The organism is Nocardia sp. NPDC003999 (assembly GCF_053604885.1).
Genome location: NZ_JBSGIB010000018.1, coordinates 133535 through 152134, shown reverse-complemented (window position 1 = coordinate 152134; position 18600 = coordinate 133535). Strand labels below are relative to the sequence as shown.

Genomic DNA, 18600 nt, shown 5'->3' with positions numbered 1-18600 from the left:
GAACCGAACTTCGTCGCTCCGGATTCGAGGCCCGTCTCCCGGGTATGCGCGCACGCGACGAAGGAGCAAGCGGCGGCCGCGCAAACGCGAGCCACAAGGGGGCCGCGAACACCCAGCGCCGCAGGCGCTGGAGATCTAATACCGCACGCGCGAGTTCGCGTACAGGCAGATCGCGGCGGCCGTCGCCAGATTCAGGCTCTCGGCGCGGCCGCGAATGGGAATGCGGACGCGGTGGTCGGCGCGGCGCGCGACGGCCGGGTCGAGGCCGTGCGCCTCGTTGCCGAACAGCCAGGCCACCGGTTCGGTAAACAATTCGTCGGCGTCGTCGAGGTCGACCTCGCCGTTCGCCGCCGTAGCGAGGATCGTGATGCCCGCCGCGGCGATCGCATCCAGCGTCTCGGCGACATCGCGGTGCCGGGCGATCGGCACATGGAAGATGCTGCCCGCGCTGGCTCGCACGCATTTGCCGTTGTGCGGGTCGACCGTGTCGCCCGCCAGCACCACGCCGTCGGCGCCGACCGCATCGGCGACTCGGATGACCGTGCCGGCGTTTCCCGGCTCGGCCATCTCGACCGGGACGGCGAGCATCCGGGGTCCGGCGTCGAGGATCGTGGCCAAGGGCACGTCGAGCAGATCGCAGACCGCCACCAAGCCCGGCGCCGTGACCGTTTCCGCGAGATGCTCCGCCGCGCGGTCGCTGACCAGCGTGGTGCGGACGCCCGCCGCGGACGCCCCCGCGATCAGCGCGTGGTCGCGTTCGGCGGCCGCCTGCGAATAGAACAGCTCGTGGACGCGCGCGGTCTCCAAGGCCGCGGCGACGGCATTGGCTCCTTCGGCGAGGAATCGGCCCGCTTTGCGGCGCTGCGCTCCGCGTTGCAGCTTGACAGCGGAAACGACCCGCGGATTGCGCTCACTGAGCGCTTCCACGGGTCGTTCCGAAAGTCGTCCGGGTGTCAACGAACGCGACTCAGGCGGCCGGCGCGTTGACATCCTGCGGCAGGGCGGCCTTGGCGACCGCGACGAGGCCGGCGAACGCCTCGGCGTCCGACACCGCGAGCTCGGCGAGGATCTTGCGGTCCACCTCCACACCGGCGGCCTTCAGGCCCTGGATGAAGCGGTTGTAGGTGATGTCGTTGATCCGCGCGGCGGCGTTGATGCGCGCGATCCACAGCTTGCGGAAGTCACCCTTGCGCGCCCGGCGGTCCCGGTAGGCGTAGGTGAGCGAGTGCAGCTGCTGCTCCTTGGCCTTGCGGTACAGCCGCGAGCGCTGGCCGCGGTAGCCCTTGGAGGCCTCGAGGATGGAACGGCGCTTCTTCTGAGCGTTGACGGCCCTTTTGACGCGTGCCACTGGTCAGTCCTGTTCGATCTGGGGGCGCGGGGCGGCGCCCGGAAATGGGTCGGGGTGGCGACGGAGGTAACTCCGGTCGCGAGTGCGTGCCGGTCTGCGCGCGGGCGCGATCAGAGACCGAGCAGCTTCTTCACGCGACGGACGTCGGCGGAGGCGACGACTTCCACACCGTCCAGACGACGAGTCCGGCGGCTGGGCTTGTGCTCGAACAGGTGGCGACGGTTCGCCTGCTGGCGCAGCAGCTTGCCTTTGCCGGTCACCTTGAATCGCTTCGAGGCGCCGCTGTGCGTCTTCATCTTCGGCATGGATTCCTCTATCTGTCGTCCCGGCGGTCGGGGCGGACCGCCGGTGTTCTGATCGGTGTTACTGCGGGCCGGCCGTCTCGGCCTGCTCCGGGGCGGGCTGACCGGCCGGGGCGGCGCTGGGCGCCGGGCGCGAAGCCGACTCCTGCTGCGCCTTCACCCGGGTCTTCGCGCCCTTGTGGGGGGCGAGGACCATGGTCATGTTGCGACCGTCCTGCTTGGCCGAGGTTTCCACGAAACCGAGATCGGCGACGTCGGACGCCAGCCGCTGCAGCAGCCGGAAACCGAGTTCGGGGCGGGACTGCTCGCGTCCCCGGAACATGATCGTCACCTTGACCTTGGACCCGGCCTCGAGGAAGCGCACGACGTTGCGCTTCTTGGTCTCGTAGTCGTGGTCGTCGATCTTCGGGCGGAGCTTCTGCTCCTTGATCACCGTCTGCTGCTGGTTCTTCCGAGACTCGCGCGCCTTCTGCGCCGTCTCGTACTTGAACTTGCCGTAGTCCATGATCTTGCAGACCGGCGGACGGGCATCCGGTGCCACCTCGACCAAATCGAGGTCGGCTTCGAGGGCGACGCGTAGTGCATCTTCAACACGCACGATCCCAACCTGCTCGCCGCCCGGTCCGATGAGCCGGACCTCGGGAACACGGATGCGATCGTTGATGCGGGTCTCAGTGCTGATGGGGCCTCCTAGGTCAAGCGGTGTCGTCAGACGACCGCGCGCAATAACTGCAACCCCTGTTCAACACGAAGGCCCCGGTGCGGTATTCCGCGCACGGGGCCCGATGTCGACCGATCACCGACCACGAGCGAACTCGGGTCGACTCTCGCGCGGCAGGGTTCTCCATGAGAACCCCGGCACGAGAAACCCACCCTCGCGGGTGAGTGACCGGACCGCTGGACCGTACGATGACTCGTCGGCAACGGTGGGAGTCGGGCTCCACTTATCAGCCCCGGGGCAGCCCGGGGCGGTCGTCAGCGGAAAGTCTAACATTCCGTTCGGCTATCGCCGAATCGGCCGCGAATCATTGCCGGCCGCGTCCGGCATGGCACGCTCCCCCGGTGCCCACACCACCCCGCGACCTGCTGCGATGGCAGTTCGACCTGACCTGGTCACTCGCCGGGATCCACCTCGCCGACATCACCGAGATCGGCCACCTCCGGATGCTCCGGGCGGCGTCGCTAGCCTGAAGGCATGACTGACGAGCTCGACGCCTCCGTACGCGAACTGGCCGACATCCCCGCGGTCGAGGTGATCAGCCGCGCCGCCGTGATGCTGATGAGTTCGGCGGCCGAGAAGCTCGGGCTGGCGGACGAGGACCCCGAGACCAGCCCGCGCCGCGACCTGGACGAGGCACGCCGCGTGATCACCGCGCTGGCCGGACTCGTGACGGCGTCGGTGGAGTACCTGGGGCCCCACGCCGGACCGATGCGCGAGGGATTGCAGTCGCTGCAACGTGCGTTCCGTGAGTCCTCCGCGCATCCCGATGAGCCGGGCAAAGGCCCGGGCGAGAAGTACACCGGCCCGGTCTACTGACCTCGCGCGGTTCCCGAGCCTCGCATTGGAGAACGCCGAACACCGCACCGCGCTGAACAATCGACAGGCCGCGGCGGGTCAGGAGCAGGTCGTCCATCGGTGACGTGCCCGCCCCCATCCATTCTCAGCGTTCCGCCCGGTCGAGCACAGAATTCCGAAGTACCGGCGGAATTGTGAGCGAATACCGTTGGGTACAACGATGTTTAGGAAATTTACCAACGGGTGGGGCACAGTGAGCCCATGGCTACTCGGATTCTTCTCGCTCCCGGATTCTGGCTCGGTGCATGGGCGTGGGACGAGGTCGCACCCGATCTGCGGCGGCGTGGCAACGAGGTGGTGGCGCTCACACTGCCCGGCTTGGATGAAGCCGACCCGGACCGGTTGTCGGCCACCCTGGAATCCCAGGCGCAAGCCATCGTCGATGCGGTGCCCGAGGGCGAGACCGTCGTGCTCGTCGCGCATTCCGGCGGGGCGGCGCCCGCCTATCTCGCCATCGACCGCGCGCCCGAGCTGTTCCGCCGGGCGATCTACGTCGACAGCGCGCCGCTGCCGAACGGTTTCGTCATCAACTCCGCGCTCGACGTCGCCGTGCGCGAATGGATTCTGCCGGAATGGCCGGAACTGGAGGCCGCGGGCAACAGCCTGGCGGGCCTGGACGAGGCCGCCTTGGCGCGCTTTCGGGAGCGTGCCGTGTCGGAGCCCACGTCCGTCGCGGCCGCCTCGCTCCGGTTGAGCGATTCGGACGCCCGCCTGTCGGTCCCGACCACCGTGATCTGCAGCAGCATGACCGCCGACGTGGTCGAGAAGCTGCGCGACAACGGTGAAACTCCCCTCTTCGCCGAACTGGCACGCATCGACGCCGAGTACGTCGACCTGCCCACGGGACATTGGCCGATGTGGTCCAAGCCGAAGGAACTCACCGAACTGATCCACGCCATCGCCAACCGCTGAACGAACGGCGGCGCGGCCCGGCGCACCCGGACCGCGCCCGCTTCGGACGAGAGGTCAGCCGACCGCCGCGGCCTTCTTCGCCGGACGCTTGGTGGCCTTGCCCGCGGTCTTCTTCGCCGGAGCCTTCTTCGCGACGCTCTGCGGCGCGGGTGGCTGGTCCAGCACTTCCTTCAGGAACTGACCGGTGTAGCTGTCCGCCACGCCCGCGACCTCCTCCGGCGTGCCCTCCGCCACCACGGTGCCGCCGCCGGAGCCGCCCTCGGGACCCATGTCGATCACCCAGTCGGAGGTCTTGATGACGTCCAGGTTGTGCTCGATGACGATCACCGTGTTGCCCTTGTCCACCAGGCCGTTGATGACGTTCAGCAGCTTGCGGATGTCCTCGAAGTGCAGGCCCGTGGTCGGCTCGTCGAGGATGTACACCGTGCGGCCGGTGGACCGCTTCTGCAACTCGGCGGCGAGTTTTACTCGCTGGGCCTCACCACCGGAGAGGGTGGGAGCGCTCTGGCCGAGACGTACGTAGCCGAGCCCGACGTCCACCAGGGTCTTGAGGTAGCGGTGGATCGAGGTGACCGGTTCGAAGAACTCGGCGGCTTCCTCGATGGACATGTCCAGCACCTCGGCGATGGTCTTGCCCTTGTAGTGCACCTCGAGGGTTTCCCGGTTGTAGCGGGCGCCGTGGCACACCTCGCAGGGGACGTAGACGTCCGGCAGGAAGTTCATCTCGATCTTCAGCGTGCCGTCGCCGGAGCAGGCCTCGCAGCGACCGCCCTTGACGTTGAAGGAGAACCGGCCCGGCTGGTAGCCGCGCACCTTCGCCTCGGTGGTGGCCGCGAACAGCGTGCGGATCTTGTCGAAGACGCCGGTGTAGGTGGCCGGGTTGGACCGTGGCGTCCGGCCGATCGGCGACTGGTCCACCTGCACCAGCTTGTCCAGGTGGTCGAGCCCGTTGACCCGGGTGTGCCTGCCCGGCACCTGCCGGGCGCCGTTGAGCCGGTTCGCCAGCACCGTGGCCAGGATGTCGTTCACCAACGTCGACTTGCCCGATCCGGAGACGCCCGTCACCGAGGTCAGCACACCGAGCGGGAAGGCGACGTCGATGCCTTTCAGGTTGTGCTCGCTCGCCCCGACCACGGTGAGCTGCCGCTTCTTGGTGACCGGGCGGCGCACCAGCGGCACGTCGATGCGTTCCCGGCCCGACAGATATGCCCCGGTGAGCGAGTTCGGATCGGTGAGCAACTCTTCGTAGGGCCCGCTGTGCACCACCGTGCCGCCGTGCTCGCCGGCGAACGGGCCGATGTCGACCACCCAGTCCGACGCGCGGATGGTGTCCTCGTCGTGCTCGACCACGATCAACGTGTTGCCCAGATTGCGCAGCCGCGTGAGGGTTTCGATGAGCCTGCGGTTGTCCCGCTGGTGCAGGCCGATGGACGGCTCGTCGAGCACGTACAGCACACCGACCAAGCCGGAGCCGATCTGGGTGGCGAGCCGGATCCGCTGCGCCTCGCCGCCGGAGAGGGTGGCCGCCGCGCGGGACAGCGTGAGGTACTCCAGGCCGACATCGAGCAGGAAGCCCAGCCGCGCCTGCACCTCCTTGAGCACCTGCCCCGCGATCGCCGCCTCGCGCTCGCCCAGGGTGAGCGAGTTCAGGAACGCCGAGCACTCGCCGATGGACAGATCGCTGACGTCGGCGATGGACTTCTTGTCGCCGTTCGCGGCGATGGTGACGGCGAGGATCTCCGGGCGCAGCCTGGCGCCGTTGCACACCGGGCACGGGATGTCGCGCATGTACCCGTCGTAGTGCTCTTTCATCTGCTCGGACTCGGTGTTCTCCATGCGCCGCTGCAGGAACGGCATCACGCCCTCGAAGTCCGCGTAGTACGAGCGCTTGCGGCCGTAGCGGTTGGTGTAGGAGACGTGCACCTGGTCGGCGCTGCCCTCCAGCACGGCCTTGCGCGCCTTGGGCGGCAGATCCTGCCACGGGGTGTCCATGGAGAAGCCGATGGAATCGGCGAGGCCCGAGAGCAGCCGGGTGAAGTACTCGGCGGTCTGGCCGCGCGACCACGGCGCGATGGCGCCGTCGTTCAGGCTCAGCGCCGGGTCGGGCACCACCAGTTCCGGGTCGACCTCCTTGCGGATGCCGAGGCCGGTGCAGTCCGGGCAGGCGCCGTAGGGCGAGTTGAACGAGAAAGAGCGGGGCTCCAGGTCCTCGATGTCGAGCGGGTGGCCGTTCGGGCAGGCGAGGCGCTCGGAGAAGCGGCGCTCCCGGTCGTGCGCGTGCTCGTCGCGATCGACGAAGTCGAGCACCACGATGCCGTCGGCCAGGCGCAGCGCGGTCTCGATGGAATCCGTCAGGCGCTGCTTGGAACTCGGCTTCACCGCCAGGCGGTCGACGACGACCTCGACGTCGTGCTTCTCCTGCTTCTTCAGCTTCGGCGGATCGGTGAGCGGATACACCACGCCGTCCACCCGCACGCGGGAGTAGCCCTGGGTGTTGAGCTGGTCGAACAGGTCGACGAACTCGCCCTTGCGGGTGCGCACCACCGGCGCGAGCACCTGGAATCGGATGCCCTCCTCCATGGCCAGCACCTGGTCGACGATCTGTTGCGGCGTCTGCTTTGCGATCAGCTCGCCGCAGACGGGGCAGTGCGGCGTGCCTGCTCGCGCGTAGAGCAGCCGCAGATAGTCGTAGACCTCGGTGATGGTGCCCACGGTCGAGCGCGGGTTGCGGTTGGTCGACTTCTGGTCGATGGACACCGCGGGCGAGAGGCCTTCGATGAAGTCGACATCGGGCTTGTCCATCTGACCGAGGAACTGCCGCGCGTACGCCGACAGCGACTCGACGTAGCGCCGCTGCCCCTCCGCGAAGATCGTGTCGAAGGCCAGGCTCGACTTGCCGGAGCCGGACAGACCGGTGAACACGATGAGGCTGTCGCGGGGCAGGTCGAGATCGACACCCTTGAGGTTGTGCTCCCGAGCTCCGCGCACAGTGAGGCGTTCCGCCACGGCCGTCCCTTCTCCTTCGTGTTCGGCGTCCAGACATACCCCCGGCCGCCATGCTAGGCATGGGCACCGACAAGTTTCGCGGACCGGCCGTCACCTGGGCGAATGACGGGACCCCTGTGGCCGGACGTTGCGGATGAGCCGGGAAACGGGCCAGGACGCCTCCGTAGCATCGCCCTCCCGGCACCACTGGTCAACAGCGCGACGTCATTCGGCATTCCCTGGTCGACACAGTTACGGCAGGCAGCCCGACGCAGGGCGGCCGGCGACGCCCCCAACGGATGCGCGGTGCGCGAGATCACTCCGCGGTGGTGGGATGGAAAACCTCGAGCACGCGCGGCGAACGAACTGGTCAGCACGGTGCGAGCACCCACAGAAGCGCGGCGCGGATGTCTCAGGCGAGACCGGTCACCACTCCGCACAACTGCGCCCCGCGCGCACCGGTCCCCGACTAAACTGAGCCCGCTGTGCGCCCCCCACCGGCCTCCCCCACTCATCCATGACGATCCTGACCCAGCATCTCCCGTCAACGGTGCTCGACACCCTGCGCGCCCTGCTGCGAACCGCCACCCGCTCGGTCGCGGCCCGCTACGGCGCGCTCGGCATCCGCGGCCACGACGACCGGCTGGTCGAGTTCATCTTCCACGGCGTCGACGACGCGACGGCCGCCCACATCGGCCGCTCCCCCGAGGGACACGGCGTACTGGGCTTGCTGCCGGCGCACCCGCACCCGATCCGGCTGGACGATCTGTCGGAACATCCGGCCGCTGTGGGCTTTCCGCCCGGCCATCCGCCGATGGGCAGTTTCCTCGGCGTCCCGGTGCGGGTCGGCGAGGAGATCTTCGGCAATCTCTACCTCACCGAAAAGGCCGGGGGACAGTCGTTCACCGAGGACGACGAGGCCATCGTGCTCGCCATGGCCGCCGCGTCGGGTATCGCCATCGAGAACGCGAAGCTGTACGAATCCGCGCGGACCAGGCAGGCGTGGATCGAGGCGACGCGCGACATCGCGACCGAGTTCCTCGCGGGCACGGCGCCGGATCTCGTGCTCGCGCAGGTGGTGGCGCGCGCCCGCGCGCTGACCGGTTCGCAGCAGGCGCTGCTGGCCGTGGTGGCGCCGGGGACGCCGCCCGATGAAGCCACCGAACTCGTTGTGGCGCAATGGTTCGGCCCCAGAGGGGGCCCGGAGCGGGTGCGTATCGCGGATACCGCCACCGGCACGGCGTTCACTCGTCGCGCGCCGGTGCGGTTAGCCGACGCCGAATCGGTCGATCTCGGGGCCGAGGTCGGCGCGGCGGGGCCCGCGCTGGTGCTGCCACTGCAGACCGCGGACCTCGCGCTCGGTGTGCTGATCGTGGTGCGGCCACCCGGGTGTCCCCCGTACCCCGGCGAACTGGTGGACCTGACCGCCGCGTTCACCGATCAGGCGGCGCTGGCCATGCAACTGGCCCAGACCCAGCGCAGAATGCGCGAACTCGACGTGCTCGCCGACCGCGACCGCATCGCACGCGACCTGCACGACCATGTGGTCCAGCGACTGTTCGCGGTCGGGCTCGGGTTGCGGGCCACCGCGGCCCGCACCGAGGATCCCGTGGTGCGGCAACGACTTTCGGTGGAGATGGACGGTCTGCAGGAGGTCGTGCAGGAGATCCGTACGTCGATCTTCGACCTGCACGGCGGCGACCCACTGCGCCGTCGGCTCGAGGACGCCATCCGCCAGCAGACCGCCGACGGCGCGTTCCGGACCAGTGTGCGGTTCTCCGGGCCGCTGTCGGTGGTCGGCGACGAACTCGCCGACCACGCGGAAGCCGTGGTGCGCGAATCGGTCAGCAACGCGGTGCGCCATTCCGGCGGGAACCGGCTCGCCGTCGAGATCACCGTCGGCGACGAACTGACCGTGCTCGTCGAGGACAACGGCGCGGGGATGCCCGCGCAGGTGACACCGAGCGGTCTGGCCAACCTCGCGCAGCGTGCGAGCATGTCCGACGGTCACTGCACGGTGCAGCGGACCGACAGCGGCGGCACCAGGGTGCACTGGTCCGCGCCGCTGGCCTGAGAGTCAGGCGGGCAGCACGATCGCAAGGTCGCCGTCGTGGCGCCGGTACAGCAACCCGCCACGCCCGCTACCCGGATCGGTACAGAACAGGAACGGCAATCCCTTGTGGCACAGGATGTTCGCGGCCTCGGCCGGGTCCAGGCAGGCGGCGGGAGCCGCGTCGGCCAGGATCGGCGGGGTGCCGCGCACCGGCTCCGTCGACCGGATCGGCGGATACGTCGCCCACTGGCGGACGAGTCGCACGCCCGCCTCCGCCCAGTGCACCACCGCGTCCGCACCGGTCTCGGCGTCGATGAACAGGTGGGCGTCGTAGTCCATGGCGTCCAGCACCGCGACCGCCTCGGCGGGCGTGCAGACGGACAGGACGCACCGCTTGCGGCGCACGATCGGACGCGGCGCACCCGCGCGGGCCAGCGGAGGGCGGGCCGGATCGGGCCAGGTCCGCGTCTCACCCGCGGCCGAGCGGGCCAGTCGGCGGTCGAGCCGCTCGGCGGCGAAGGTCACCGCGAACCCGCGCGGCCCGGTGACCTGCACCCGGGTGACCACATCCCGGTGGTGGACGTCGACTTGGACCACCGTCGGCGCCTCCGGATCGGGCGGCGCGCCGAGACGCACCCGGGCGGGCCCGTCGAGATGATGCCTGCGCAGAACCCGGGTGATGGCGCGCACCGCCCGCGTCACGTCCATGGCCGAGACCTCTCCACGCGTGCTCACCGCCACTTCCGGCCCCGCGGCCGTCGTCCACTGGTCCGACGCGAATCGCAGCCCCGATGAGACCATCTGCATTGCCCCGCCTTCCGGATCGATTCGTCCCACCCCATGCCAGCACCGCGGGGGATGCCGCGAACAGGGCCGAAAGTCCCATCGAGCGAAAAAGACTGGCGCAGGCGGAATTCAGGCTCGGCCCGGGGCGAGTGCCCGCGCCGCGCCGCGCGTGGCGGCCACGATCACGCGGCACCGAGCACCACGACGGAGTTGTTGCCGCCCATACCGAGGGAGAGCTTCACGGTGATGCCGCCCTCGAACGGTGTGGGGCCGTCCAGCAGCCGTGGATGCGCGGGCGCGACGATCGGGGCCGCGGGCACGATGCCCCGGTCGTAGCCGAGCGCGGCGGCCGCGACCTCGACGGCGGCCGCGGCGCCCTGGCAGTGGCCCGCAAGCGGCTTCACCGCGTAGATGTGCGGGCGGTCGGCGAACACGTCCGCGAGCAGATGGTGCTCGGCCACGTCACACTGCCGGGTCCCGGTGCCGTGCGCGTTGAAATAGCGCACGTCGGCGGCGGTGACGTGCGCGGCGGCGAGCGCGCCGCGAGCGCAGTCGAGGATCTGCTCGTGTGTCGGGTCGACCGAGACCACGTGATAGGCGTCGTTGGACATGGCGCCACCGAGCACCGCCGCATAGGGCCGATCCACCGAACGGGTCAGCACGAACGCCACCGAGGCCTCGCCCATGCTGAACCCGCGACTGCCCTCCTGGAAGGGACGGCAGGCGTCCAGCGGTTCGGCGTCGGCGACCGCGGCGCCGAGCCGCACGAAACTGTCCAGCATGTCCGGGGTTGCGGACAGGTCGGTCGCCACGAAGATCACGTCGTCGGCCATGCCCGCGTCCAGCCAGAGCTTCGCGGTGATGAGCGCGACGTTGGCGGAACTGCACGCGGCGGAGATGTTCATCGCCGGGCCGTGGAAGCCGAATTCCTGCATCAGCATCGAGACCGGCGTGGACGGCAACAGCCGCAGGTAGTCCCTCGACCGGCGGCGGCCGCCGTCGACGAGGTAGAAGTCGCGCCAGTTCACCACGTCGCCGAGCACGATGGCGTGCAGCAGGCCGACGGTGCGGCCTGGCCGCCAGCCCCGGTCGCGTGCGTCGGCGACGGCCTCCCGCGCCGCCTCGTGCACGGCCCGCCCGTACCGGCTCGTGCTCACCTCGGGGTCCCCGCCGTCGGGGACGAGCGCGACCCACGCGTCGTCGTCGCGGCCGGGCCCGTAGCCCGGTTGCAGAGCCGCCGCCGACTTGCCGCTGAGCAAGCCGTCCCACAGCTGTTCACGTCCCCATCCGTACCCGGTGATCGCGCCGATCCCGGCGATGGTCATGTTGTCTCGAGGCCCCCGCGGATCGGTGCGGAACCGCGTAGCGGCGTTCGGGTCGGCACCCGGCATGTATCGCTCCTTCACCGGCTCCCAGGGCGGGCCGAACCGTCTGCCCCGCCTCGACGCAGAAACCGGTTTCTGCCATGATCGCCGGATCCGGCCCGAGAACGTGCCAGTACTGTGATCGAAGCAATAGCGTGGAGGATGTGATCTTGTCCACGTCGATACCAGAATAATCCCGTGTTCCAATGGCCATAATGGGGTCGATGATCGGGGGTTCGAGTGGGTGACGACAAGCTGGCCGCGGCGGTCGACGCCGCCGAACAGCTGGCTGCGCGCTACCGCTCCCTGGTCGAGCACACCCCGGACGGGATCTGTGTGCACGAGCGTGGCCGGGTCGTCTACGTCAACCCGGCCACCGTCCGGTTGCTCGCCGCGGAGGACGCCGAGGAGATCATCGGCCGCCCGCTGACCGACTTCGTCCACCCCGCCTCCGTCCCCTCGATGCTCGACCGCATCAGCACCCTCACCACCGCGGGCGCGGCCTCGATTCCCACCGAGATGACCTTGATGCGGGTGGACGGCGGCACCGTGCCCGTGGAGACGGTGTCCGTGCTGACCGCCTGGCACGATCACCTCGCCTATCAGGTGGTCATCCACGACCTCACCGCCCAGCGCCACGCCGAGGCCGCGCAGCGCAGGGCCGAGCACTACTTCACCACGGTCGTGTCCCAGTTGGAGGAGGGCGTCGTGGTGATCGATCCGGAGGGCCGGATCGAGTCGATGAACCCGGCGGCCAAGCGCATCTTCGGTACCGAGGGGCCCGACGGCATGGTCATCGGGCGCACCATCCAGTCGTTGCCGCTGGTGCTGCTGGACGCGAACGCCCAGCCGCTGCCGCCGAGCCGCCATCCGGTAGCGCGCACGCTGGCCACGGGCGAGACGATCACCGGCTATGTCTTCGGCGTCGACCGGGTGGACGGCCAGCGGCGCTGGCTGTCGGGCAGCAGCCGCCTGCTCAATCCAGGCGATCCGCGTTCGTCGGCGGTGTCCTCCTTCGCCGACATCACCGAATTCCGCGCCAGCAGAAGGCAATTGGAGTATCAGGCCACGCACGACTCGCTGACCGGGCTGGCCAATCGCTCGCTGATCCTGTCCCAGCTGGCCGCCGCGCTGGCCAGCACCGAGGAACTGCTGCCGGTGTCCACCGTGCTGTTCATCGATCTTGACGGGTTCAAGACGATCAACGACACGCTGGGGCACGCCATCGGCGACACCGTGCTGCAGATCGTCGCCCAGCGCCTGCAGCGCGCCCTGCGCGGCGACGACATCGTCGGCAGGCTCGGCGGCGACGAATTCCTGGTGCTGCTGTCCGGCCGCACCCGCCGCGTCGACATCGACGCGCTGGTGAGCAGGCTGCGCTCCACCATGGCCGAGCCGATCATCGCGCGCGGGCACCGGATCGAGGTGAACGCCTCGATCGGCGTCACCGAACTGGGGGTGGGCGACCGGCGCAGCCCGGAGGCGGTGCTGCACGACGCGGACTTGGCGATGTACCGCGCGAAGCCGCCTGGACGGCGGGAAGGCACCGTCACCAAAGGCCGCAGACCCAACAGCACCCACGCGTCCTGACGAGCTCGCCATGATCATCGAACACGCACTTCTGCCGGTTCGCCCCGAACTCGCCGCCGATTTCGAAGCCGCCTTCGCCGCGGCACGGCCGATCATCGCGAGCATGCCCGGCTTCCGGGCGCTGTCGCTGTCGCGCGGTCTCGAGTCGCCGGGCAGCTACCTGCTCCGGGTGGAATGGGACCGGCTCGACGATCACGTCGTCGGATTCCGCGGCTCGCCGGAATATCAGCGCTGGAAGGACCTGCTACACCACTTCTACGACCCGTTCCCGGTGGTCGAGCATTTCACGCCGGTGCAGCTCACACCGCCCGCCGACCTCGCCCCCGCCCCGGCGCCGGGGGCCTCACCTGCGGTTACGGCGAGCCCGCCGCGACCCCAGTAGACTCGACAACTCTGTTTTCCGTGCGTGCACCTGCCCGATCCCGGCGGCGTGCTCGCGCCTGTTCGCGGTGACAAGGAGTTCAGTTTGCCCGACCTCACTCAGGACCGTGCCGCAGGCGGCGGCGCGCCCGAGCGGACCCGCGAAACCGATCAGGAGCAGGCCTACCTGTCGGTGCTGTACGAGCGGCTCGACGAGATGCGCGACTACGCGCGCAATCGCCTGCGCACCGTGCTGCTGGAGACCGGCGGCACGCCGCAGGCCCGCAGCGAACGGGAGTCCTTCAGTCAGCTCTACACCGAGGACCTGGCGAAATACGACGCCGCCGAGCACGGCCTGTGTTTCGGCCGCATCGACCTCGACGGTGAACAGGAGGAGTACCGCTACATCGGCAGGCTCGGCATTCTCGACGAGAAGGACGACTACGAGAGCCTGCTGCTGGACTGGCGCGCCCCGCTGGCGCGGCCGTTCTACCTGGCCACCACCGCGGCGCCGGACGGGGTGACCCGGCGCAGGCACATCCGCTCGCGCAACCGCAAGGTCACCGCGATCAACGACGAGTACCTCGATCTGACCGCCGCGCGCCGGGCCGGTGTCACGGCCGCGGACGGCGGTGTCGGCAGCGAGAGCGCGCTGCTGTCCGCGCTCAACGCCGCGCGCACCGGCCACATGAACGACATCGTCGAGACCATCCAGCACGAGCAGGACGCGATCATCCGCTCCGAGCACAAGAGCGTGCTCGTGGTGCAGGGCGGGCCTGGCACCGGCAAGACCGCGGTCGCGCTGCACCGGGCGGCGTATCTGCTCTACACCTATCGGCAGCAGCTGGCCAAGAGCGGCGTGCTGATCATCGGGCCGAACGCCACCTTCCTCGACTACATCGGCCAGGTGCTGCCGTCGCTCGGCGAAACCGGCGTGCTGCTGTCCACCATCGGCGATCTGTACCCCGGCGTCCGGGCCGCGCGCGAGGACTCGTTGCGCGCGGGCGAGATCAAGGGGTCGCTGACGATACTCGAGGTGCTCAAGCAGGCCGTGCGCGACCGTCAGGAGGTGCCCGCCGAACCGATCCGGTTGGGCTTCGACGGCTATCCGGTCACGCTGGATCGCAAGATAGCCACCAAGGCCCGTGGCCGCGCCCGTTCCTCGCGCCGCCCGCACAACCTGGCGCGGCCGATCTTCGCCGCCTCGGTGATCGATGCGCTGACCGATCAGCTCGCCGCGACCATGGGCGCCGACCTCTCCGGTGGGCCCAGTCTGCTCAGCTCGGCCGATCTCACCGAGATCCGCGACGAGATGCGCGCCGACCCGCAGATCCAGGCGGCGATCGCGAAACTGTGGCCGATCCTGTCCCCGCAGGATGTCCTGGCCGAACTGCTCGCCGACCCGAAGCGACTGGACCGGGCCGCCAGCTCGCTGGACCCGGCCGACCGCGCCGAACTGCTCCGGCCGGACGACGGGCGGTTCAGTCCGGCGGACGCACCGCTGCTGGACGAGCTGGCCGAACTGCTCGGCGTGGACGACACCGAGGAACGCGAACGCGCCCGCCGCCGCTGGCGCGCCCAGCTCGCCGAGGCGCAGGACGCCCTCGACATCCTCACCGGCTCCGCGCCCCAGGATCTGGAGGACGACCTCGATCCCGAGATTCTGATGGCCTACGACCTGATCGATGCCGGCCAGCTGGCCGAACGCCAGGACTTCCGCACCCGCCAGACGACCGCGGAGCGCGCTGCGGGCGACCGCACCTGGACCTACGGCCACGTGATCGTGGACGAGGCGCAGGAGCTGTCGGAGATGGCCTGGCGCATGGTGATGCGGCGCATCCCGAACCGGTGGGTGACGGTGGTCGGCGACGTCGCGCAGACCGGCGACCCGGCGGGCACGTCGTCGTGGCAACGGATGCTGGAGCCCTACGTCGCGGCCCGGTGGAAACTGACCGAACTCACCGTCAACTACCGCACCCCCGCGGAGATCATGGACGTAGCCGCCGACGTCCTCGCCGCCATCGATCCGACGGCGACCGCGCCGCGCTCGGTCCGCGAGACCGGCGTCGCGCCGCGCGCGTACCGGGTCGAGCCCGGCGACGTGCACGCGGAGGTCGCCCGGCTGGTCGCCACCGAGACGGGGCCGGGGACCACGGCGGTGATCGCGCCGCAGGCGCTGATGGCACCGCTGGCCGACCTCGCGGGCGAATCGGTGCGCGTGCTGACCGTGCACGAGGTGAAGGGCTTGGAGTTCGACGCGGTCTACCTGGTGGAACCGCGGGACATCCTCGACGAATCGCCGCGTGGCCTCAACGATCTGTACGTCGCGCTGACCCGCGCCACCCAGCGGCTCGGCGTGGTGCACAGCGCGGACCTGCCCGCCGTGCTCGACCGGCTGCGCTGATCACCGACGCACCGGAAGACGAAAGGCTCCGTGCCACAACGCTGTTCGCGGTGGGCACGGAGCCTTTCGGCCGAGGCGGGACTCAGCGCACGGTGTGCACGATCAGGACGTCGGAGCGCGATTTGCGCGCCACATCGGAGGGCACCGAGCCGAGCAGCCGTCCGGCCAAGGTGTTCAGGCCCCGGTTACCGACGACCAGCAGATCGGCGTCGACCTCCTTGACCAGCGCCAGCAGCGATTCCACCGGCTCGCCGACGATGGCGCGCTCGACGATGTCGGCCGCACCCGCCGCGATCGCCTTGTCCCTGGCGACGCGCAGGATCTCATTGGTCGGCGCGGAACCGCGTACCTGGTAAGCCTCCTCCTTGAGCACGTCGGCCGCGGCGGCGACATCGCGGTCGTCGGTCGGGTAGTACGCGCAGGCCACGACCAGGGTCGCGCCGGACACACCGGCCAGCGCCCCTGCCTTCTCGACGGCGACATACGACGAGTCCGAGCCATCGGTACCGACGACAATGGTCCGGTAGGCGGTCATTTCTCCTCCAACTATGCGGTGTGTCGGGTGCTGCGCACGGGTTCGCCTCTGGTTCGACGGCGCGCCGGCGCGGCGACTGGGGTCGACCATAGCGGCAATCGGTGCGGAAATTTCAGAAATCGCAAGACATCACACCGGGGCCGTCCGGCCATTCCCGCCGCGTATTCGCCAGGGAATACCGGAAGGGCCGGACCAACCAGGGCAGACGCAATTTCGGAGAACTAAACTTGTGATGTGCCACAACGGCCTTCAACGCCGTTGCGGGCCTGGGATATTCATCACAGAGCCAGGTCCGTCACACGAAGATCGGTCCGCCCCACACGTTGATCACGTGCCGGGAACGGACCGATCGGGCCCGGACTACCGTGCGGCTACGGCCACTGCCGATAGTTTGCCCAGAATATGCCGAGAATCGCTCCGATGATGTCCATGGCTTCTTCTTCCTGCGGTGAAAAGGACGCGCAATATTAGCGCGCGGAGCGCGGACTAGAGGTCGAAAAGCGGACCGGTGATGGTCAATCCGAGTTCGTCGACGTGCGCGAAGAACGCGAACAGCATCAGGGCGGCGCCCGCCAGGGCGACGTCCTTGTTGAAATGGATCATCTCGCCCTGTCTGGTCTGCGGATCGGACTCCTGCCAGAACCGGTGCATCACGGCCGCCGTCGGCAGCAGCGCGACTACCAACAGCAGCGAACCGAGGTCGGCCCAGATGCCCAACAGCACGCTGAGGCCGCCCAGCAGGAACAGCGCCCCCGAGCCGAACACTGCGGCCTTCGCCATCGGGACGCCCTTACTCCCCGCGTACCCCGCCATCGCCTCGGTCTGAGTGAAATGCCCGAGGGCGGAGGCCAGGAACAGCAGCGCGAACAACACTCGTCCGATCAACACCACGACATCCATGTCCAGCTCCTCGTCGGCTGTCCGGCAACTAAGCCCTCGCCGGGATGACCTTGGCGGTGACCTCGTTCCGGAGACGTAGGGAATTCTTGGCGTATTCCAGGGGTGCCATACCCACTTCCGCGGTGAACTCACGCGAGAAATGGGCCTGGTCGAAATAGCCCAGTTCCGCGGCCAACGCGGCGAGATCCTCGGTACGGCCTTTCGCGAGCAGATCGGCGCCGTCCTGCAATCGATAGCGCCGCAGCACCCATTTCGGCCCCGCGCCGACGTAGCGGCGGAACATGCGCTGCAGCGTGCGGGCGGGCACATCGAACCGCTCGGCGATCTGATCGACCCTGGTGAGCTCCTGGTCGGTGGCCATGGCGTCGATGATGCGCAGCACCGACCGATAGGTCGGGTCCTCGACCGCGGGGTGGTCGGCGAGGTATTCCTCGACGATGTGGCGACGCCGCTCGACAGTCGGCGCGTCCAGCACGCGTTCGGTCAAGTTCGCGGCGTCGGGCAGCACGTCGGCGAGTGGCACGGCGCGATCGCGGAACGAGCCGACATCCAGGCCGGTGAACGCGCCGAATCCGCCCGCACGGAAGCGGATGCCGAACGTCTCCCCGAGCCCGCTGAGTTCGCGGATGAATTTCGTGGTGGTCACGCCGTTGACGAATCCGCCGGTGCGCGTTTCGGATCGCTCGAAGGTGACGTTCACGCTCGGATAGGACAGGACCTCCGCCCGGTACGGCGGCCTGCCCCGCAGATCCCAGCTCACCGCCCAGTACCACTCGATGTAGCGGTCGACCGCGGGACCCGGCGGCAAGCGAACCAGAGAGCGATGCTTCGCCTGCTCGTCCGGATGCAGAATGCCCTTCGTGTCCTCGGGCGCGAAGGGATTGCGGGGCTGCGGCGGCTCGGCGGCGGATGATTCGGCGCTACGCGGCACGGTGTCGCTTTCTTACAAGACCCGGGGGCCCGGACCGGCGAAAGTAGTGGTCATGACGAACACAGTGAATCCCATTGCCGATGGCTACCACTCGATCACCTGTTTCCTCGCGGTCGGCGACGGCAACAAAGCGATCGATTTCTACACCGCCGTCTTCGAGGCCGAGGTCGTCACTCGCAACGACATGCCCGACGGGCAGCCCGCGCACGCCGAACTGAAGATCGGCGACTCGACCCTGCAGATGGGGCTGCCCATCCCGGACAACGGCGTGCTGGCGCCGAACGGCGAGTGGGTGCACACCTCGATCGTGCACTACTGCCCCGATGTCGACGCCGTAGTGCGGCGCGCCGTCGAACACGGCGCCCGCAAGGTCGAGGAGCCGCAGACCTTCGTGACCGGCGACCGGTTCGGCGTGGTGATCGATCCCTTCGGGCACCGCTGGGTGGTGCTCACCAAGGTCGAGGACGTCTCGCGCGAAGAGGCCGAGCGCCGGGTAAACGAATGGATGGCCACCCAGGCCTGACGGCTCGGCTGCCTCCGCGGTCGTTCCGGGA

At 69.2% G+C, this 18600-nt stretch carries 17 protein-coding genes and 1 pseudogene; 8 read left to right on the top strand and 10 right to left on the bottom strand.

Annotated elements, in window-relative coordinates; all coding sequences use genetic code 11:
- Positions 1–135: 135 nt before the first annotated feature.
- The 4 genes from ACWESM_RS28455 to infC all read right to left on the bottom strand — a co-directional run bounded on the left by ACWESM_RS28455 (position 136) and on the right by infC (position 2377).
- Complete coding sequence (locus ACWESM_RS28455) at positions 136–927, bottom strand: TrmH family RNA methyltransferase (protein ID WP_356967886.1); 792 nt, start codon at positions 925–927, stop codon at positions 136–138.
- Between the two features lie 40 nt (positions 928–967).
- Positions 968–1348 carry a 50S ribosomal protein L20 gene (gene rplT, locus ACWESM_RS28450; RefSeq protein ID WP_039797323.1) on the bottom strand — a complete coding sequence of 127 codons (381 nt, stop codon included), beginning with the start codon at positions 1346–1348 and terminating at the stop codon, positions 968–970.
- A 110-nt stretch (positions 1349–1458) separates the two neighbouring features.
- The gene (gene rpmI, locus ACWESM_RS28445; RefSeq protein WP_355078204.1) at positions 1459–1653 is read right to left on the bottom strand and encodes a 50S ribosomal protein L35; all 195 of its coding nucleotides are present in this window, start codon (positions 1651–1653) and stop codon (positions 1459–1461) included.
- A 58-nt stretch (positions 1654–1711) separates the two neighbouring features.
- On the bottom strand, positions 1712–2377 hold the full coding sequence (infC, locus tag ACWESM_RS28440) for a translation initiation factor IF-3 (protein WP_379255697.1): 666 nt from the start codon (positions 2375–2377) through the stop codon (positions 1712–1714).
- 335 nt (positions 2378–2712) lie between these two features.
- On the opposite strand from infC, the gene ACWESM_RS28435 reads away from it, so the two are divergent.
- The 3 genes from ACWESM_RS28435 to ACWESM_RS28425 all read left to right on the top strand — a co-directional run bounded on the left by ACWESM_RS28435 (position 2713) and on the right by ACWESM_RS28425 (position 4138).
- Positions 2713–2841 (top strand): hypothetical protein, encoded by a 129-nt coding sequence (locus ACWESM_RS28435; protein WP_355078205.1) that lies wholly within the window; start codon positions 2713–2715, stop codon positions 2839–2841.
- A 4-nt stretch (positions 2842–2845) separates the two neighbouring features.
- Entirely contained in the window at positions 2846–3187 is a 342-nt protein-coding gene (locus ACWESM_RS28430) for a DUF1844 domain-containing protein (RefSeq protein WP_355078206.1), read from the top strand.
- Between the two features lie 240 nt (positions 3188–3427).
- Positions 3428–4138: an alpha/beta fold hydrolase gene (locus ACWESM_RS28425; protein ID WP_452494319.1), complete on the top strand. Its 711-nt coding sequence runs from the start codon at positions 3428–3430 to the stop codon at positions 4136–4138.
- A 54-nt stretch (positions 4139–4192) separates the two neighbouring features.
- On the opposite strand, the gene uvrA is transcribed toward ACWESM_RS28425, so the two are convergent.
- A complete protein-coding gene (uvrA, locus tag ACWESM_RS28420; RefSeq protein WP_364430345.1) occupies positions 4193–7144 on the bottom strand; it encodes an excinuclease ABC subunit UvrA in 2952 nt (983 codons plus the stop codon).
- A 496-nt stretch (positions 7145–7640) separates the two neighbouring features.
- Between uvrA and ACWESM_RS28415 the strand changes: the two genes are divergently transcribed.
- Complete coding sequence (locus tag ACWESM_RS28415; RefSeq protein ID WP_452494317.1) at positions 7641–9197, top strand: GAF domain-containing protein; 1557 nt, start codon at positions 7641–7643, stop codon at positions 9195–9197.
- 3 nt (positions 9198–9200) lie between these two features.
- Here ACWESM_RS28415 and ACWESM_RS28410 read toward each other — a convergent pair whose 3' ends face one another.
- Positions 9201–9911, bottom strand: coding sequence for a sigma 54 modulation/S30EA ribosomal C-terminal domain-containing protein (locus ACWESM_RS28410; protein ID WP_452494315.1), 711 nt, complete (start codon positions 9909–9911; stop codon positions 9201–9203).
- A 233-nt stretch (positions 9912–10144) separates the two neighbouring features.
- Entirely contained in the window at positions 10145–11287 is a 1143-nt protein-coding gene (locus tag ACWESM_RS28405) for a beta-ketoacyl synthase N-terminal-like domain-containing protein (protein WP_355078341.1), read from the bottom strand.
- A 279-nt stretch (positions 11288–11566) separates the two neighbouring features.
- Here ACWESM_RS28405 and ACWESM_RS28400 point away from each other — a divergent pair, with 279 nt between their 5' ends.
- The 3 genes and pseudogenes from ACWESM_RS28400 (at position 11567) to ACWESM_RS28390 (ending at position 15680) form a co-directional block, all read left to right on the top strand.
- Positions 11567–12916, top strand: a complete 1350-nt coding sequence (locus tag ACWESM_RS28400) for a diguanylate cyclase domain-containing protein (protein ID WP_364430355.1) — start codon at positions 11567–11569, stop codon at positions 12914–12916.
- Between the two features lie 10 nt (positions 12917–12926).
- Positions 12927–13211, top strand: a pseudogene (locus ACWESM_RS28395) (antibiotic biosynthesis monooxygenase family protein); the annotation flags it as partial.
- Between the two features lie 171 nt (positions 13212–13382).
- Complete coding sequence (locus ACWESM_RS28390; RefSeq protein ID WP_452494313.1) at positions 13383–15680, top strand: HelD family protein; 2298 nt, start codon at positions 13383–13385, stop codon at positions 15678–15680.
- Positions 15681–15762: 82 nt separating this feature from the next.
- On the opposite strand, the gene ACWESM_RS28385 is transcribed toward ACWESM_RS28390, so the two are convergent.
- From ACWESM_RS28385 to ACWESM_RS28375, 3 genes are all read right to left on the bottom strand, one after another.
- Positions 15763–16215 (bottom strand): universal stress protein, encoded by a 453-nt coding sequence (locus ACWESM_RS28385; RefSeq protein WP_355078212.1) that lies wholly within the window; start codon positions 16213–16215, stop codon positions 15763–15765.
- Positions 16216–16701: 486 nt separating this feature from the next.
- Positions 16702–17115, bottom strand: coding sequence for a DoxX family protein (locus ACWESM_RS28380; protein ID WP_452494311.1), 414 nt, complete (start codon positions 17113–17115; stop codon positions 16702–16704).
- 28 nt (positions 17116–17143) lie between these two features.
- The gene (locus ACWESM_RS28375) at positions 17144–18046 is read right to left on the bottom strand and encodes a helix-turn-helix domain-containing protein (RefSeq protein ID WP_355078214.1); all 903 of its coding nucleotides are present in this window, start codon (positions 18044–18046) and stop codon (positions 17144–17146) included.
- Positions 18047–18098: 52 nt separating this feature from the next.
- Here ACWESM_RS28375 and ACWESM_RS28370 point away from each other — a divergent pair, with 52 nt between their 5' ends.
- The gene (locus ACWESM_RS28370; protein ID WP_355078215.1) at positions 18099–18569 is read left to right on the top strand and encodes a VOC family protein; all 471 of its coding nucleotides are present in this window, start codon (positions 18099–18101) and stop codon (positions 18567–18569) included.
- The last annotated feature ends 31 nt before the right edge of the window (positions 18570–18600 follow it).

Coding starts and splice junctions, on each gene's coding strand:
- ACWESM_RS28430 (WP_355078206.1), top strand. CDS start 2,846: ATGACTGACGAGCTCGACGCCTCCGTACGCGAACTGGCCGACATCCCC.
- ACWESM_RS28425 (WP_452494319.1), top strand. CDS start 3,428: ATGGCTACTCGGATTCTTCTCGCTCCCGGATTCTGGCTCGGTGCATGG.
- ACWESM_RS28415 (WP_452494317.1), top strand. CDS start 7,641: ATGACGATCCTGACCCAGCATCTCCCGTCAACGGTGCTCGACACCCTG.
- ACWESM_RS28405 (WP_355078341.1), bottom strand. CDS start 11,287: ATGACCATCGCCGGGATCGGCGCGATCACCGGGTACGGATGGGGACGT.
- ACWESM_RS28385 (WP_355078212.1), bottom strand. CDS start 16,215: ATGACCGCCTACCGGACCATTGTCGTCGGTACCGATGGCTCGGACTCG.
- ACWESM_RS28380 (WP_452494311.1), bottom strand. CDS start 17,115: ATGGATGTCGTGGTGTTGATCGGACGAGTGTTGTTCGCGCTGCTGTTC.
- ACWESM_RS28370 (WP_355078215.1), top strand. CDS start 18,099: ATGACGAACACAGTGAATCCCATTGCCGATGGCTACCACTCGATCACC.
- rpmI (WP_355078204.1), bottom strand. CDS start 1,653: ATGCCGAAGATGAAGACGCACAGCGGCGCCTCGAAGCGATTCAAGGTG.